Genomic DNA, 16,925 nt, shown 5'->3' with positions numbered 1-16,925 from the left:
AAAAATATGCAAAAAATAAAATGAAGGTTGACAAACAAAAATGTGGGTGATATTATTTTATTAATTTAATATGCTAAACCGTTGAAGTGGAGATAACAATGATTGTGCACTTACAGAGAGTCCGGGTGGGTGAGAGCCGGGCAGAACGCAGATGATTAAATGGACCACGGAGGGCGCGGTCAAAGGTTAGGCTGAAGAGTTTACCGAGTATTCCGCGACGTGAGGCTTACGTCAGTAGCCAGAAATATGATTGTATTTCGATAAGAGCATAGCATGTGCTATGAAACAAGGTGGCAACGCGGGATAAACTCGTCCTTGACAAATAACTTCGTTTATTTGTTGAGGGCGTTTTTTATGTAATAGGAAAGTTCTCTGAACTTTCCTATTACATAAAAACCCTCCGGGGGATGCACCCAGCGCGGGAAGTGAAGAAAACAATCCAGACATATTAATGACACAGGGGCTAAAGGACATTTGCCCCATAGTACTTAAATAGGCAATCGGATACAGAAAGGAAAACGTGGGCGACCACGCAAGGGAAAAACAATGATTCAGGAAGCAATCAAAAAATTAGCAGAGAGAAAAGATCTTACATATGAAGAAGCCAATGCAGTAATGAACGAAATTATGTCCGGGGAGACATCGCAGATTCAGACGTCGGCATTTCTGACGGCATTGGCCATGAAGGGGGAGACCATCGAAGAGATTACAGCGTGTGCGGAAGGAATGAGAAGCCACTGCGTGAAAATGCTGAATGACGTGGAGGCACTGGAAATCGTGGGGACAGGCGGGGACGGATCCAACTCCTTTAACATCTCTACCACGGCGGCAATCGTAATCGCCTCTGGGGATGTTCCGGTTGCGAAGCATGGAAACAGGGCGGCATCCTCCAAATCGGGGACAGCAGACTGCTTTGAATCGCTGGGCGTCAATATCACCGTTGATCCGGAGAAAAGTGCACAGTTATTGAAGGACATAAATCTCTGTTTCCTGTTCGCACAGAACTACCACATTTCCATGAAATATGTAGCTCCGGTCCGCAGAGAGCTGGGAATCCGCACCGTATTCAATATCCTCGGACCTCTCGCCAACCCGGCAGGAGCAACCATGGAGCTGATGGGAGTATATGACGAGGCACTGGTTAAGCCGCTCGCCAAGGTTCTGAAAAACCTCGGGGTGAAAAAAGGAATGGTTGTCTATGGACAGGATAAACTGGACGAGATCTCTATGAGTGCACCGACCACGGTCTGCGAATTTGGAAACGGTGAGAGCAGATGCTATGAGATCAAACCGGAAGACTTCGGATTTGAGCGATGCTCGAAGGATGCTCTTGTGGGTGGAACACCGGATGAAAATGCGGCCATCACAACAAGCATCTTAGAGGGAGAGCAGGGGCCGAGAAGAAATGCAGTACTGCTCAACGCGGGCGCTGCACTGTATCTGGCAGGGAAAGCGGAAACAATCGCAGACGGCGTGAAGCTGGCAGGAGAACTGATCGATTCTGGAAAGGCAAAACAGAAGCTGGACGAATTTGTAGAGAAGTCAAACAATTAAGGAGAGATTTATGATACTGGATGAACTGGCAGAATATGCAAAGAAAAGAGTTGCCGCGGCAAAGAACACCGTGTCGGCAGAAATCATAAAAGAAAGAGCACTTGCATTGCCAAAAGGAGAATTTTGTTTTGAACACACTTTGAAGAAGGCAGAGATGTCGTTTATCTGCGAGGTGAAAAAGGCGTCGCCGTCAAAAGGCATCATTGCAGAAAATTTTCCCTATGTGGAAATCGCGAAGGATTACGAAGCGGCGGGGGCGGACTGTGTTTCCGTGCTGACGGAGCCGAAATGGTTTCAAGGATCCGATGAGATTTTTTGTGAGATACGAAAAAAAATAAAACTCCCGATGATCCGAAAGGATTTCACTGTGGATGCATACCAGATATACGAGGCAAAGGTGATGGGAGCCGATGCAGTGCTTCTGATCTGTGCATTGCTGGATACAGAGACCATCAGATCCTGCATTCAGATCTGTGACGAGCTGGGGATCACCGCGCTGGTGGAGACCCACAACGAGGAGGAAATCGATTCCGCCGTTGCGGCAGGTGCGCGGGTGATCGGTGTCAACAACCGTAACTTGAAAAACTTTACGGTGGATTTTTCCAACGCTGCAAGGCTGAGGGACAGGATTCCAGAAAATGTAGTCTTTGTCGCGGAGAGTGGTGTGAAGAATGCGGAGGACATCAGGCAGCTGGCAAAGGTCGGAGCCGATGCGGTTCTGGTGGGCGAAGCGCTGATGAAGTCGGAGGATAAAGCGGGAATGCTCCGGGAATTTCGCAGCAGGGCGGAGCACAGACGTTAGTAGAGAAGGAAAAAGTCGGAAGGGGAGAGAATCGTGAGTAAGATAAAAATATGTGGTCTTTATCGGCCGGAGGATATCCAATATGCCAATGAGGTGCAGCCGGATTACGCAGGATTTATTATGAACTATCCGAAAAGTCACCGGAATGTGAATGTAGAGATGATGAGAGCATTAAAAAAGCATCTCGATCCAGAGATTAAAACGGTCGGTGTTTTTGTGAATGAGAATCCGAATCTCGTCGCAGCGATTGCGGCGATGGGAATCGTGGATGTGATTCAGCTTCATGGACAGGAAGATGACGGGTATATCGAGAAACTGAAGGAGAGAATTGGAAATCCCATCATAAAAGCATTTCAGGTACATAGCCCGGAGGATGTGAGACTGGCAGAGGCGAGCAGCGCGGATTATATTCTGCTGGATGGCGGAATGGGAGCCGGCGAAGTATTTGACTGGTCACTGCTTAAAGGGGTGAACAGACCGTTCTTTCTGGCGGGAGGCCTGAAGCCGGAGAATATACGGGAGGCAATCCGGGATACAGATCCCTTTGCGATTGACATTTCCAGTGGTGTGGAGACGGAAAAAAAGAAAGATCTCAAGAAGATGCGGGAGGCGGTGAAGGCTGCACATGCGAGGTGATCGTGAAGAACGAAGAGGGGAACAGTGAAGCAGATTATGAATGTCTGCGCTGCCCTTAATACATAGATCAATAGATGAAGGATAAAAACATATGGAGGATACAAAGATGAGCAAGGGAAGATTTGGCGTTCACGGCGGGCAGTATATGCCGGAAACCCTGATGAACGCAGTGATTGAACTGGAAGAAGCATACGAGCACTATAAAAATGATCCGGACTTTCAGAAGGAACTGGAGGATCTGCTGAATAATTATGCGGGACGTCCGTCCAGACTGTACTACGCAGAGCGGATGACAAAAGATCTGGGAGGCGCAAAGATTTATCTGAAGAGAGAGGATTTAAACCATACAGGGGCACACAAAATCAACAACGTGCTGGGACAGGTGCTTCTGGCTAAGAAGATGGGAAAAACCCGCGTGATCGCGGAGACCGGTGCCGGACAGCACGGTGTTGCGACCGCCACGGCAGCGGCGCTTATGGATATGGAGTGCGAGGTGTATATGGGCAAAGAGGACATCGAGAGACAGGCACTGAATGTGTATCGCATGAGACTTCTGGGCTCACAGGTACACTCGGTATCGTCGGGAACCGGCACACTTAAGGATGCGGTGTCTGAGGCGATGAGAGAGTGGACCAGCCGCGTGGACGACACGCATTATGTGCTGGGATCTGTGATGGGACCACATCCATTTCCGACGATCGTGCGCGACTTTCAGGCTGTGATCTCGAAGGAAATTAAGGAACAGTGCCTGGAGGCAGAGGGAAAGCTTCCGGATGCAGTGCTGGCCTGTGTGGGCGGCGGCTCCAATGCAATCGGTGCGTTTTATAACTTTATCGAGGATGAATCGGTTCGCCTGATCGGCTGTGAGGCGGCGGGACGCGGTGTGAACACAGCGGAGACCGCGGCAACGATCGCGACGGGACGTCTTGGAATCTTCCACGGTATGAAGAGCTATTTCTGCCAGGATGAATATGGACAGATTGCACCTGTTTACTCTATTTCAGCCGGTCTGGACTATCCGGGAATCGGACCGGAACACGCGATGCTCTATGACAATGGACGTGCGGAATACGTGCCGGTGACAGACGATGAGGCGGTGGATGCGTTTGAATATCTATCCAGAATGGAGGGGATTATTCCGGCAATCGAGAGCGCACATGCGGTATCTTATGCCATGAAGCTGGCTCCGACGATGGAAAAAGACCAGGTGATCGTCATTAACATTTCAGGACGCGGAGACAAAGACTGTGCAGCAATCGCGAGATACAGAGGGGAGGATATCCATGAATAAGATAAGAAAAGCATTTGAAAAAGGAAAAGCATTTATCCCATTTATTACCTGCGGGGATCCAAGTCTGGAGGTGACAGAAAAACTGGTTTATGCGATGGAGGAGAGCGGAGCAGATCTCATAGAACTCGGAATCCCGTTTTCGGATCCGACGGCGGAGGGACCGGTGATCCAGTCGGCAAATGTGCGTGCACTCTCCGGCGGTGTGACAACGGATAAAATATTTGACATGGTTGCCCGGATACGGGAAAAGACACAGATTCCGATGGTGTTCATGACTTACGCAAATGTGATCTTCTCTTACGGTGCGGACCGTTTCATCAGGAAGGCTGCAGAGCTGGGAATGGACGGAATCATTCTTCCGGATCTTCCGTACGAGGAAAAAGCGGAGTTCGATCCGATCTGTAAGCAGTATGATGTGGCGCTGGTATCACTGATTGCACCGACTTCGGAGGACAGAATCGCAATGATCGGGAAAGATGCGTCAGGATTTGTTTACTGCGTCTCTTCACTGGGAGTAACCGGAGTGCGCACCGGAATTACAACGGATATCCGGGCGATGACAGCCAAGGTAAAAGAGGTGCAGGATATTCCGTGTGCAGTGGGATTCGGAATCTCTACACCGGAGCAGGCGAAGAAGATGGCGGAGCAGGCAGACGGTGTGATCGTGGGATCAGCAATCGTGAAACTCTGTGCGCAGTACGGGGAGGAATGCGTGCCTCATGTCAGGGCGTATGTAAAATCCATGAAGGACGCCATTCGATAGTGAAAATGATATTTTATGCATAAAACCGTATAAAAGGAAAGAAAAACCATTTTTTTTGTAGTATAATAAAAATATTACTGCAAAAGGGATGGTTTTTTCAACGTCCTTAAGCAGTGGCTGTGCGGGAGGGCGAGTAGATGATTGAACAGATGGTGGTTCTGTGATATACTCGTTGTGGCTGGTGAATGGAGGAAAAAGATGGAGAGTTATACAAGCTTTGCGGAAGTGTACGATGTGTTCATGGATGATGTGCCTTACGAAGAGTGGGCACATTATCTGTGCGGTCTTTTAGAAAAATATCAGGTGAAAGCAGAGGGCGTTATCGTCGATCTGGGCTGCGGAACCGGAACGATGACAGAGATTCTTTCCCGAGAAGGATTTGACATGATCGGGGTAGACAATTCGGGGGAAATGCTGGCGATTGCTATTCAAAAAAAGCAGGAATCCGGACGGGACATCCTGTATCTGCTCCAGAATATGCAGGAACTGGAATTGTACAGCACCGCGGATGCCGTGGTCAGCGTCTGTGATTCGGTGAATTATGTGACGAATGAGACAGAACTGCTCGAGACATTTCGCAGGGTGAATCACTTTTTGGAACCGGGTGGTGTCTTTATATTTGATTTTAATACGGAGCACAAGTACCGGGATGTCATCGGAGAGCGAACAATCGCGGAATGCCGGGAGGACTGCAGCTTTATCTGGGACAACTATTATTATGAGGATGAGCAGATTAATGAGTATGAGCTGAACCTGTTCATTCAGGCGGACAGGGAGCATGACGAGAATCTTTACCGCAAATTTCATGAAGTGCATTATCAGAAGGGGTATACGCTTTCTGTTATCCGGGAGCTGATTGAGTCGTCCGGGCTGGCGTTTGTCACGGCATACGATGCATTTACGGAAGAGGCACCCACGGCGGAGAGCGAGCGGATATATGTGATTGCGCGGGAATCTGGAAAAGATGTAATGTAAGGAAATGAGATTTCAAATAATATAGAAAGAGGACAGAAAAAATGGCAGATTATATAGTAAGAGCAACAGCGGCGAACGCGCAGATCCGTGCGTTTGCTGCAACGACAAGAGATATGGTGGAGACGGCGCGGGAACATCACAATTCCAGCCCGATTGCAACGGCGGCCGTGGGAAGATTGATGACTGCAGGCGCGATGATGGGAACCATGATGAAAAATGAGCAGGATATGCTGACCCTTCAGATCAAGGGGGATGGTCCAATCGGAGGCGTGACGGTGACGGCAGACAGCCGCGGGAACGTGAAGGGATATTCAGTGAATCCGGCGGTGATGCTTCCGGCGAAGAACGGAAAGCTGGATGTGGGCGGAGCAGTCGGCGCGGGTGTTTTGACCGTGATTAAGGATATGGGGCTGAAGGAGCCGTATGTGGGGCATTCGGTACTGCAGACCGGAGAAATTGCGGAGGATCTGACGTATTATTTTGCGACATCGGAGCAGGTGCCGTCATCGGTGGGGCTCGGTGTGCTGATGAACAAAGACAATACGGTGCGCAGAGCGGGAGGCTTCATTGTGCAGGTGATGCCTTTTGTGGAGGACGAAGTGCTGGATCAATTGGAGAAAAATATCCAGAATCTGCATCCGGTGACGACAATGCTGGAAGAGTGCGAGGCCTCGGAGACAATCGACAAGACGGAGAATGGATATGAGGCGAAGGCCATTTTAGAACAGGTGCTCGCAGGGCTGGATGTGGAGTATACGGATATCACCCCGACGCAGTTTTGCTGCAACTGCTCCAAGGACCGGATCGAGAAAGCCATCATCAGCATTGGGAAGAAAGACATTCAGGAGATGATCGACGACGGGGAGACAATCGAAGTGAAATGTCATTTCTGCAATACGGCATATCATTTCACGGTAGAGGAACTGAGTGAAATTCTGAAAAAGAGTAAATAATAATCAATATGGATTTGGATAAGAATTGGGAATCGGAGGATGGAAGATGAGACAGGGATTTGTGAAAGTGGCGGCAGCAACACCGGATATCCGGGTTGCAGATGTGGAATATAACACGGGAAAAATCTGTGAAATTATTGATGAGGCGGTGAACAATCAGGCGAAGATCATTGTGTTTCCGGAGTTGAGCGTGACCGGGTATACCTGTAGTGATCTGTTTACTCAGGATGCGCTGCTCACACAGTCAAGAGCGGCGCTTCACAGAATTGCAGAGTATACGAAAGAGAAGGATGCACTCATATTTGTGGGGGTTCCGATCTCAATTGGCGGCGAGCTGTACAATGTGGCGGCGGCGCTGAACAAAGGTGCAGTGCTGGGATTGACCACCAAGACATTTCTCCCGAATTATGGGGAATTTTATGAGATGCGCCAGTTTCGTCCGGGACCGAAAAAGGCATCTATGATTCTGTTTGACGGCGAGGAGATTCCGTTCGGACCGCAGATTCTTTATCAGGCATCCAACATGGAAAATCTGGTTGTTTCCGCGGAAATCTGCGAGGATGTCTGGTCACCGGTTCCACCGAGCATTCTTGCGGCGATGGAGGGGGCGACAGTGATCGTCAACTGCTCGGCCAGCGATGAGACCATCGGCAAGGACAGCTACCGGAGAGAGCTGATAGCGGGGCAGTCCGCAAGGCTGTTGGCGGGATATGTGTACGCCAATGCGGGAGAGGGTGAATCCACCACGGACCTGGTGTTTGGAGGGCACAACATCATCGCGGAGAATGGGACGATTCTGAAAGAAGCGAAGCGCTTTCACAACGAGACTATCTACACGGAGATTGATGTAAACAGACTGGTGAGTGAACGCAGAAAGAACACGACGTTCCAGACCTCCATGGAGAGAGAGCTGGTGAGGGTGCCGTTCCACGTGGAAATCGAGAAAACATTTCTGACCCGCAGATTCCCGGCGAAGCCGTTCGTCCCGAATGATGAGAAGACAAGAGCGGAGCGCTGCGAAGAAATTCTGACGATTCAGGCCATGGGACTGAAAAAACGTCTGGCACACACCCGGTCGCAGTGTGCGGTAGTGGGAATTTCCGGCGGATTGGATTCGACCCTTGCGCTGATTGTGACGGCGAAGGCGTTTGATATGCTGGGACTGGACAAGAAGAATATTGTGGCGGTTACAATGCCATGCTTTGGAACCACGGACCGCACATACCAGAATGCATGCAGAATGTCCGAAAAACTGGGTGCCACACTCCGGGAGGTACCGATCGCGGATGCGGTGAACATTCATTTTCGGGATATCGGTCACGATGCGGATGATCACAGTGTGACCTACGAAAATTCGCAGGCGCGGGAGCGTACGCAGATCCTGATGGATATTGCGAATAAGAACAACGGTATGGTCATCGGAACCGGGGACATGTCCGAGCTTGCACTTGGCTGGGCAACCTACAACGGAGATCATATGTCTATGTATGGGGTAAATGCATCGGTGCCGAAGACATTGGTGCGCCACCTTGTAAAATACGCGGCAGATATCACGGAGGATCAGGCACTGAAGGATGTGCTCTATGATGTGCTGGACACACCGGTAAGTCCGGAGCTGCTTCCGCCGAAGGACGGAGTGATCTCGCAGAAGACAGAGGATCTGGTGGGACCTTATGAGCTTCATGATTTTTTCCTGTACTATGTGCTCAGATTTGGCTATGAACCGGGCAAGATTTTCAGAATTGCAAAAATTACTTTTGATAACGTGTATGATGAGGAAACCATATTAAAATGGCTAGAGAAGTTCTTCTATAGATTTTTCTCTCAGCAGTTTAAGAGATCCTGTCTGCCGGATGGACCGAAGATTGGTACGGTCGCACTCTCTCCGAGAGGAGACTGGAGGATGCCGAGCGATGCCTGTGTGGATGTGTGGATCAGGGATCTGCGGGAGCGGGATTAAAACGCTGCTGCAGCGTCCAGCTTCTTCGCGCCGTCCCCGATATCGACGGTATAGAAATCAGCCTTATAGCCGGTTCTTTCCTGATATTGGGGTCCGAGGGTCTCGATAAAAGTATCCACAGCATCATTATGGACGATGCTTACGGTGCATCCGCCGAATCCACCGCCGGTGATTCGAGAACCGATGACGCCCGGAACTGTCCATGCGAGATCCACCAGAATATCGATCTCATCGCAGGAAACTTCATAGTCGTCCCGCAGAGAGAGATGGGACTGGTTCATCAGTTCCCCGAAACGGTTCACATTGCCAGCTTTTAACGCGGCTGCGGCCTGAATGGTCCGTTGGTTTTCGCAAACAGCATGCCGGGCTCGTTTTCGCACAACCGGATGATCAATGACATCCTGAAGCTGAAGAAAGGTGTCAATGTCAAGCTCCCCGAGAGAACGGATACCTGTGACCGTCTGCAGTTGGGACAGTGCGGTGGCGCATTCTTCGCGGCGCTCGTTGTATTTGGAATCAACGAGGCTGTGCTTTACCTTGCTGTTTGTGATGACAATCCTGGAATCGGCAAGCTGTATCGGCGCATATTCATAGCTGAGATCACTGGTATCCAGAAAGATTGCGTGGTCTTTTCTGCCCATGGCAACGGCAAATTGGTCCATGATGCCACAATTCATTCCATTAAAATTGTTCTCGGAATACTGTCCAATCAGGGCAAGATCTATCATGGTCAGATCCGGAAAATGATACAGATCTTTTAAGATCAGCCCTGTCAGGACTTCCAGAGAAGCGGAGGAGGACAGTCCGGAGCCGCTGGGAATATTACCCCAGATCAACAGATCCATTCCGGTATCCAGTGTTTTGCCTCTTTGTGCAAATGCCCAGACAACGCCCAGAGGATAGTTCGCCCAGTTATAGTTGTCGCTGTAATCCAGATGGTCAAGAGGGACTTCGATCACGCCGGGCTTCGTCAGATTCAGGGAATAAAAATGGAGCTTGTTGTCGGCTCTCTTTCGGGCCATTCCGTATGTTCCAAGAGTCAGGGCACACGGGAATACGTGACCGCCGTTATAATCGGTATGCTCACCGATCAGATTGACTCTTCCAGGTGCGAAGAAAAATTCAGCGCCGTCGGCACTGCCGAATAACTCTTTGAATGTACTCTCTAATTGTTCTCTCATTGAAAACCTCTCTTTCCAAATCACAAAAACACCGTCCCGGTATCGCGGGAATACCAGTGCACCTACACCAGGTCTAAGCCTCCCCGAGTCCCTTCAGCTTCAGACGGTAAATCCGTTTCAGGAGGAGGGATGACAAGGTTACAGACACCAGCTCTGCCAGCGGAATTGACCACCACACAGCATCCAGGCCGAACACCTCCGCAAAAATGTATGCAAGAGGAAGAATAACGACGAGCTGCCTTGCCGCCGAGACAATCAGGCTGTACATGCCGTTTCCGAGAGCCTGGAACACAGAACCGATGATGATACAGTACCCGGCAAACAGGAAACTGATGCTGATGATTCGCAGTGCAGGAACTCCAATTTCCAGCATGTGCTCGGAGGCGTCAAACATCTCGAGCAGCTGCGCGGGCAGCAACTGGAACAGCAGGAAACCGATGAACATGATACCCATGGCGAGGATGACACTCATTTTCATGGTCGAAGTGATGCGCTTCTTGTGCCGCGCCCCATAGTTATAGGCGATGATGGGGATCATACCGTTGTTCAGTCCAAAGACCGGCATGAAGATAAAGCTCTGCAGTTTGAAATAGACGCCGAAGACCGCAGTTGCAGTGGAGGAGAACGTCATCAGGATCTTATTCATACCAAACACCATGACAGATCCGATGGACTGCATAATGATGGAAGGGATGCCGATTTTGTATATTTCACCGATGGTTTCTGCGTCGGGGCGAAAACGCATCATGTTGATATTCAGTTCCGGATTTTTCCGGCAGTTAAAGTAGATCGACATTGCAAGTGCAATCAGCTGTCCGGCAACGGTTGCAATGGCTGCACCGGCCACCTCGAGCCGTGGAAATCCGAACAATCCAAAAATCAGGATCGGATCCAGAATGATGTTGATGATGGCGCCGGTCCCCTGCGTGATCATATTATAGAAGGTTCTCCCGGTGGACTGCATCAGACGTTCAAATGTAATCTGCATGAACACACCGACGGAAACGATCGTGATGATGTGCATGTAAGAGACACCGTATTGGATGATAGCAGGGTCATTGGTCTGGAATGTGAAAAACATCCGGGCGCCGAAGCCGCCGATGACGGCCATAACAATGGAACTCATAATTCCTAAGAAAATTCCGTTGCGGGCGACGATATTGGCTTCTTCAAAATGTTTTTCGCCGAGATGTCTGGATACCTGTGCGTTGATTCCGACACCGGTTCCCGCTGCGATGGAGATCATCAGATTCTGTATCGGGAAAGCCAGTGAAACTGCGGTGAGTGCATCTTCTCCAATCTGTGCTACGAAAATGCTGTCCACGATGTTGTAGAGTGCCTGGACAAGCATGGAGATAATCATCGGCAGAGACATGGTGATCAGTAGCTTGGGGATGGGCATAACTCCCATCTTGTTTTCCTGCTGTATATTCTTTTCCATATAAAATTTCCTCTCAAATGTATTCTTTGTAGTAAGCTCACAGCATCTATCCGGATCGCGCTTATTTCCTCGATGCAGAGCGTAAACAGTATAACACTATTATCATATATTGACAATCATATAATAAGATGAAGTATGAGGGGAAAAATAAGGTAAAGTTGCTTTACATATAAAATAGAACGCGTGTGGGAGAGATAGTGATTGCGGTGGAATTGTGAGTGGGATGCTGTGATGCAGCTGATCGGTATTTTGTGTCTTGTGGTGGCTCTGGGGATTGGGAGCAGGGGAGCGGTGCCCGTATCGGCAGATCCGAGTGGTGCGGAAGAAAAGCCCCGGATTGCGATTACGTTTGATGATGGGCCGAATCCGGTCTATACACCGGTTTTGCTGGACGGACTGAAGGAGCGGAATGTGCGGGCAACTTTTTTTCTGATCGGGCAGAATGCGGAGGAAAATCCTGAGATTGTCCTGCGGACGCAGGAGGAGGGGCACTTGATTGGAAACCATACGTTTCACCATGTGGAGCTGTCTAAAGTCTCCTTTGAGGAAGCGCAGGAGGAAATTGAGGCGACCAATGCGGTAATCAGCGGGGTGACGGGGCAGAGCGTAGAATATATACGGCCGCCTTTTGGTGTGTGGAAGGATAACCTGGAACAGGTACTGCCCATGCTCCAGGTTATGTGGACCGTGGATCCGATGGACTGGGCCACCGGGAACGAGGATGAAATTGTAAATAAGGTAGTGACGAACGTGAAAGAAAATGATATCATTCTATTACATGACTGCTACGACAGTTCGGTGCGTGCGGCGCTTCGGATCATCGAGCTGCTGCAGGCAGAGGGGTACGAGTTCGTGACGGTTGATGAGCTGCTGATGGATTGAAAATATCGGGTTTAACCAGGAATTGAAATGGAGAAGAATATGGATCTGTTTGATTATATGAGAGAAAATACAAAAGAAAAGGAGTCGCCGCTGGCGGCAAGACTGCGCCCCACAACGCTGGAAGAGGTGGTGGGACAGCAGCACATTATCGGAAAGGATAAGCTGCTATACCGCGCGATCAAGGCGGATAAGCTGGGATCGATTATTTTCTATGGCCCTCCGGGAACCGGAAAGACGACCCTTGCCAAGGTGATTGCCAACACGACTAGTGCGCAGTTTAAGCAGATCAACGCCACGGTCGCGGGCAAGAAGGATATGGAGGAAGTGGTTCGTGAGGCGAAGGACACGCTGGGCATGTATCAGAAGAAAACAATTCTGTTCGTGGATGAGATCCACCGGTTCAATAAAAGTCAGCAGGATTATCTGCTCCCGTTTGTGGAGGACGGTACATTGATCCTGATCGGAGCCACGACGGAAAATCCGTATTTTGAGGTGAATGGGGCTTTGATCTCGCGTTCCAGTATCTTTGAATTAAAGCCGCTCTCCAAAGAGGACATCAAGACACTTCTTCACAGGGCGGTCTACGATGACGAAAAGGGGATGGGAAGTTACCACGCCGAGATTGATGATGCGGCCATGGACTTTCTGGCAGATCTTGCCGGAGGGGATGCGAGAAATGCATTAAATGCGATTGAACTGGGCATCCTGACAACCGGGCGCGGCGAGGATGGAAAAATCCACATTACGCTGGACGTGGCATCGGAATGCATACAAAAGAGAGTGGTGCGCTACGACAAAACGGGCGACAATCATTACGACACGATATCGGCATTTATCAAAAGCATGCGCGGATCGGATCCGGATGCGGCGGTGTACTATCTGGCGAAGATGCTGTATGCCGGTGAGGATGTGAAGTTTATCGCACGCAGAATCATGATCTGTGCATCGGAGGACGTGGGAAATGCAGATCCGGGGGCACTGACGGTGGCGGTTTCCGCAGCCCAGGCGGTGGAGCGCATCGGAATGCCGGAGGCGCAGATCATTTTGGCTCATGCTGTGCTTTATGTGGCGACGGCACCGAAGAGCAATTCTGCGGTCAATGCGATTTTTGCGGCGATGGAGAATGTAAAGCATAAAAAAACTACTGTGCCGGTTCATCTGCAGGATGCCCATTACAAGGGATCCGCAAAGCTTGGACATGGAGTGGGCTATCAGTATGCCCACGATTATCCGAACCATTATGTGGCACAGCAGTATCTGCCGGACGAGATTAAAGATGAAGTGTTTTATGAACCCAGTGACAACGGATATGAAAAAAATATCGTGGAACACATGCGGCACATCAAAGAAGATTAGCCATGAGGAGCGCGTAGATTTCCTGGTTCTTTTTCTGCCAGCTGTCTGCAATCGCTATGGCCTCGGTCTTAGTCGGCACTGTGAGTTTCAGATCAATCAAATCATGGCCATCCTCCACAATCTGGCAGCGAACCTCATATTCGTGGTTGGTGTTCATGTAAAAATCAGATTTGATGGAGACTTCTTCTTTTAAATCATATTTTTTCTCTTTTAGAAAATCGTTGATATCCTCCTGAATAGCGGGGGATATTTTATTTTGAAAATAAGAGATTGTCTTCGCGCCGCTCTCTGTCAGATGATATAGCGTTCTGTTGTGGGTATTCTCCACGCGCAGCAGCTCAGCATCAACCATATCGGAGAGTGCCTCCTGAAGTGTGAAATAGCTGGTGTATCCCTTGTCCAGAATAAATTCTGAAATTTGTGAAGTCGTCATGGGAAAGTCTACCTTTTCCAGCATAAATAGTACGATTAATTTGTAAAGTGTAAATGTTTCGGTCATTTACGACTCCTTTCCGGCATAGAATTTTCCCTGCCATATATCCTGTTCTTTTAAATATTTATTGATGTTGTTGAGTACAGTCCGCTTGCTGCTGCTCCAGACCGGTGCAATCAGCAGATCACTCGGACCGTCTCCTGTGATACGGTGAACGACAATGTCCGGGCGAAGCTGAGCAATGCATGTAGATACCAGTTCCACGTATTCCTCCATAGAAGGAATCCAAAAAGGGTGTGCCTGATAATCCGCAGCCAGATCCGTTCCCTTCAGAACGTGAAGCATCTGAAGCTTGATTCCCTGTATGTCCATCCGGTTGAGATAATGCAGTGTGTCTGCAATCTGCGCAGAATCCTCGCCGGGCAGCCCGAGTATGACATGGACGATCACGTCAACTCCGATCCTCCTCAAGCCGGAGACTGCCCGGTCAAACACATCCAGTGTATAGCCGCGCCGGATATAGGCGGCGGTCGAAGTGTGAATCGTCTGCAGCCCGAGTTCGACCCAGACGGGTTTGATCTGATTTAATTCGGCCAGAAGCTCCAGCACATCGTCCCCCAGACAATCCGGGCGCGTGGCGATGGAAAGAATCCGCACCTCCGGATCCGCGATGGCCTCCATAAAAATGTGCCGCAGATATTCGACGGAGCCGTAGGTGTTTGTAAAGGCCTGAAAATAGGCGATGAAAGAGTGGATGGGCCGTTTTTGTTTTAGCTGGTCTTTTCCCCGGATCAACTGCTGCGTGATGGTCTGCTCCGGAGACCCGGCAAAATCGCCGGATCCCTGGGCGCTGCAGAAGATGCAGCCGCCCACGCCGATGGTCCCGTCCCGATTGGGGCAGGACATGCCTCCGTTCAGCACGACTTTGTACAGTTTTTCACCGTATGTTGTCTTACAGTAATAATCCAGGGAATTGTACCGTTTCTCACCCCATCGTCTCATAAATCTCCCCCTCTTAAAAATGTGATACCGAAGTCGAAAGGTCATGCAGGAATTTGATTCCCTGACATTATCATATGTTATATCAGTGCTTTGACGGCATTACTCACAACATCGGCAACCCGCGGATCGAATGCTTCCGGCAGAATGTTGACATCGCTCAGTTCCTCATCCGGAACGAGTCCCGCGATGGCGTGGGCGGTTGCAAGCTTCATCTCCTCGGTGATCTGGGTGGCTCTGCCCTCCAGTGCACCTTTGAAGATGCCCGGGAATGCTACGACGTTATTGACCTGATTCGGGAAATCGGAACGTCCGGTTCCCACGACTCTTGCGCCGGCCTCTTTCGCAAGATCCGGCATGATCTCCGGTACCGGGTTGGCCATTGCAAACAGGATCGAATCCTGATTCATAGAAGCAACCATCTCTTTTGAGACGATTCCCGGTGCAGAGACGCCGACAAAGATGTCAGCACCGACCAGCGCGTCGGCAAGTGTACCTGTTTTTCCTTCCAGATTGGTGAGCTCCACCATTTTCTGCTGCATCCAGTTCAGATCCTTGGAATCTTTCCCGAGGATACCGCTGATATCACACATGGTGACATGGATAAAGCCGTATTTGAGAAGAAGCTTTGTGATGGCAACGCCGGCGGAGCCTGCACCGTTTACAACAACCCTGCAGTCTTCCTTCTTCTTGCCGGTAACCTTCAGTCCGTTGATAATACCTGCGAGTACAACGATGGCAGTTCCGTGCTGATCGTCGTGGAAGACCGGAATGTCCAACAGCTCTTTCAGGCGTTCCTCAATCTCAAAGCAGCGCGGTGCGGAGATATCCTCCAGATTGATTCCTCCGAATGCAGGAGCAATGTTGACGACTGTTTTGATGATTTCTTCTGTATCCTGCGTGTCAAGGCAGATCGGAACGGCGTTGACACCGCCAAATTCTTTAAATAATACAGCCTTTCCTTCCATGACCGGCATAGCGGCAAGGGCGCCGATATTGCCGAGACCGAGAACTGCACTTCCATCGGATACGACAGCGACGGTGTTGGCTTTCTGGGTATAAACGTAGGCCGCCTCCGGATCCTTAGCGATAACCTTACAAGGTTCAGCTACGCCGGGAGTGTAGGCGATGGCCAGATCCTCGCGTGTATTGACGTGTGCCTTTGCTACGGTCTCTAATTTTCCGTTCCATTCTGCGTGCATCTGAAGTGCTTTTTCGTTGTTTGTCATGAGTCTGCCTCTTTTCTTTCTATTTGTTTTATCAGAGCAGATGGGAGAGAGCGAATTGTTTTCGCTGCCATCTGCGCGTCTGAAGCGGGGGAGTTCTGTGGACACTTACCGTGTCAAAAGGTATTTTCCCTCCAACATCATTTTCAATCATTTATTATACAATAGATAAGAAAAGAAGTCCAATGAAAAACAATTGGTCACAGCGTTGAGGAATAAATTTAATTGTGTCTATCCCTCATCTACTGTGTATGTTTTTTAGCACTTTATCCACATTTTCCTTGTTAACGCCTTTTGTTATGCACTTCGTATGGGTCCACGAAGCCAATCCTAAAAAAATGTGGATTATTCAGTTATTTCGTCTTTCATTTAACCACCACCTGTGCTAAAATAACCTTGTTATTCCAAGTACATTGTTGTGTACTTAAAAATGTAGGATACATCTTCATTCGTTACTGTCAGTCCGCGAAAAC

At 49.6% G+C, this 16,925-nt stretch carries 15 protein-coding genes; 10 read left to right on the top strand and 5 right to left on the bottom strand.

The genetic code is table 11. From position 1 onward, the window contains the following. The first annotated feature begins 546 nt into the window (after nucleotides 1-546). The 8 genes from trpD (at nucleotide 547) to BUB85_RS01655 (ending at nucleotide 8,934) form a co-directional block, all read left to right on the top strand. Nucleotides 547-1,554, top strand: coding sequence for an anthranilate phosphoribosyltransferase (trpD, locus tag BUB85_RS01690; protein WP_073104230.1), 1,008 nt, complete (start codon nucleotides 547-549; stop codon nucleotides 1,552-1,554). Between the two features lie 10 nt (nucleotides 1,555-1,564). Then, nucleotides 1,565-2,356, top strand: a complete 792-nt coding sequence (gene trpC / locus BUB85_RS01685) for an indole-3-glycerol phosphate synthase TrpC (protein ID WP_073104227.1) — start codon at nucleotides 1,565-1,567, stop codon at nucleotides 2,354-2,356. A 33-nt stretch (nucleotides 2,357-2,389) separates the two neighbouring features. Next, nucleotides 2,390-2,992 carry a phosphoribosylanthranilate isomerase gene (locus tag BUB85_RS01680; protein WP_073104225.1) on the top strand — a complete coding sequence of 201 codons (603 nt, stop codon included), beginning with the start codon at nucleotides 2,390-2,392 and terminating at the stop codon, nucleotides 2,990-2,992. Nucleotides 2,993-3,098: 106 nt separating this feature from the next. Beyond that, nucleotides 3,099-4,283 carry a tryptophan synthase subunit beta gene (gene trpB, locus BUB85_RS01675; RefSeq protein WP_073104459.1) on the top strand — a complete coding sequence of 395 codons (1,185 nt, stop codon included), beginning with the start codon at nucleotides 3,099-3,101 and terminating at the stop codon, nucleotides 4,281-4,283. Beyond that, nucleotides 4,276-5,046 carry a tryptophan synthase subunit alpha gene (gene trpA, locus BUB85_RS01670; protein WP_073104223.1) on the top strand — a complete coding sequence of 257 codons (771 nt, stop codon included), beginning with the start codon at nucleotides 4,276-4,278 and terminating at the stop codon, nucleotides 5,044-5,046. The genes trpB and trpA overlap by 8 nt, the downstream gene beginning before the upstream one ends. A 198-nt stretch (nucleotides 5,047-5,244) precedes the next feature. Further along, nucleotides 5,245-6,021 (top strand): class I SAM-dependent DNA methyltransferase, encoded by a 777-nt coding sequence (locus tag BUB85_RS01665; RefSeq protein ID WP_073104220.1) that lies wholly within the window; start codon nucleotides 5,245-5,247, stop codon nucleotides 6,019-6,021. A gap of 41 nt (nucleotides 6,022-6,062) precedes the next feature. Continuing rightward, complete coding sequence (hslO, locus tag BUB85_RS01660; RefSeq protein WP_073104218.1) at nucleotides 6,063-6,974, top strand: Hsp33 family molecular chaperone HslO; 912 nt, start codon at nucleotides 6,063-6,065, stop codon at nucleotides 6,972-6,974. Between the two features lie 46 nt (nucleotides 6,975-7,020). After that, the gene (locus BUB85_RS01655; protein WP_073104215.1) at nucleotides 7,021-8,934 is read left to right on the top strand and encodes an NAD(+) synthase; all 1,914 of its coding nucleotides are present in this window, start codon (nucleotides 7,021-7,023) and stop codon (nucleotides 8,932-8,934) included. Here BUB85_RS01655 and BUB85_RS01650 read toward each other — a convergent pair. Together BUB85_RS01650 and BUB85_RS01645 are read right to left on the bottom strand one after the other, a co-directional pair. Then, nucleotides 8,931-10,115, bottom strand: coding sequence for a galactokinase (locus BUB85_RS01650; RefSeq protein WP_073104213.1), 1,185 nt, complete (start codon nucleotides 10,113-10,115; stop codon nucleotides 8,931-8,933). The two genes, BUB85_RS01655 and BUB85_RS01650, sit on opposite strands and share 4 nt — an antisense overlap. Nucleotides 10,116-10,188: 73 nt before the next feature. Then, nucleotides 10,189-11,556 (bottom strand): MATE family efflux transporter, encoded by a 1,368-nt coding sequence (locus tag BUB85_RS01645; protein ID WP_073104210.1) that lies wholly within the window; start codon nucleotides 11,554-11,556, stop codon nucleotides 10,189-10,191. Between the two features lie 201 nt (nucleotides 11,557-11,757). Between BUB85_RS01645 and BUB85_RS01640 the strand changes: the two genes are divergently transcribed. Then, on the top strand, nucleotides 11,758-12,438 hold the full coding sequence (locus BUB85_RS01640) for a polysaccharide deacetylase family protein (RefSeq protein WP_330392202.1): 681 nt from the start codon (nucleotides 11,758-11,760) through the stop codon (nucleotides 12,436-12,438). A 39-nt stretch (nucleotides 12,439-12,477) separates the two neighbouring features. Next, entirely contained in the window at nucleotides 12,478-13,794 is a 1,317-nt protein-coding gene (locus BUB85_RS01635) for a replication-associated recombination protein A (protein ID WP_073104455.1), read from the top strand. Here BUB85_RS01635 and BUB85_RS01630 read toward each other — a convergent pair. The 3 genes from BUB85_RS01630 to BUB85_RS01620 form a co-directional block, all read right to left on the bottom strand. Further along, the gene (locus BUB85_RS01630) at nucleotides 13,781-14,293 is read right to left on the bottom strand and encodes a DUF4364 family protein (protein WP_073104208.1); all 513 of its coding nucleotides are present in this window, start codon (nucleotides 14,291-14,293) and stop codon (nucleotides 13,781-13,783) included. The two genes, BUB85_RS01635 and BUB85_RS01630, sit on opposite strands and share 14 nt — an antisense overlap. Continuing rightward, nucleotides 14,294-15,229, bottom strand: coding sequence for a TIGR01212 family radical SAM protein (locus tag BUB85_RS01625; protein ID WP_073104205.1), 936 nt, complete (start codon nucleotides 15,227-15,229; stop codon nucleotides 14,294-14,296). It lies immediately after the preceding gene. A gap of 77 nt (nucleotides 15,230-15,306) precedes the next feature. Beyond that, entirely contained in the window at nucleotides 15,307-16,455 is a 1,149-nt protein-coding gene (locus BUB85_RS01620) for an NAD(P)-dependent malic enzyme (protein WP_073104203.1), read from the bottom strand. Nucleotides 16,456-16,925: the final 470 nt, after the last annotated feature.

This window comes from Hespellia stercorisuis DSM 15480 (genome assembly GCF_900142165.1).
In the GTDB taxonomy this organism is placed as follows: Bacteria; Bacillota; Clostridia; order Lachnospirales; family Lachnospiraceae; genus Hespellia; species Hespellia stercorisuis.
Note: the sequence above shows the minus strand (reverse complement) of the source record. Positions and strands in the feature narration are given on the sequence as shown.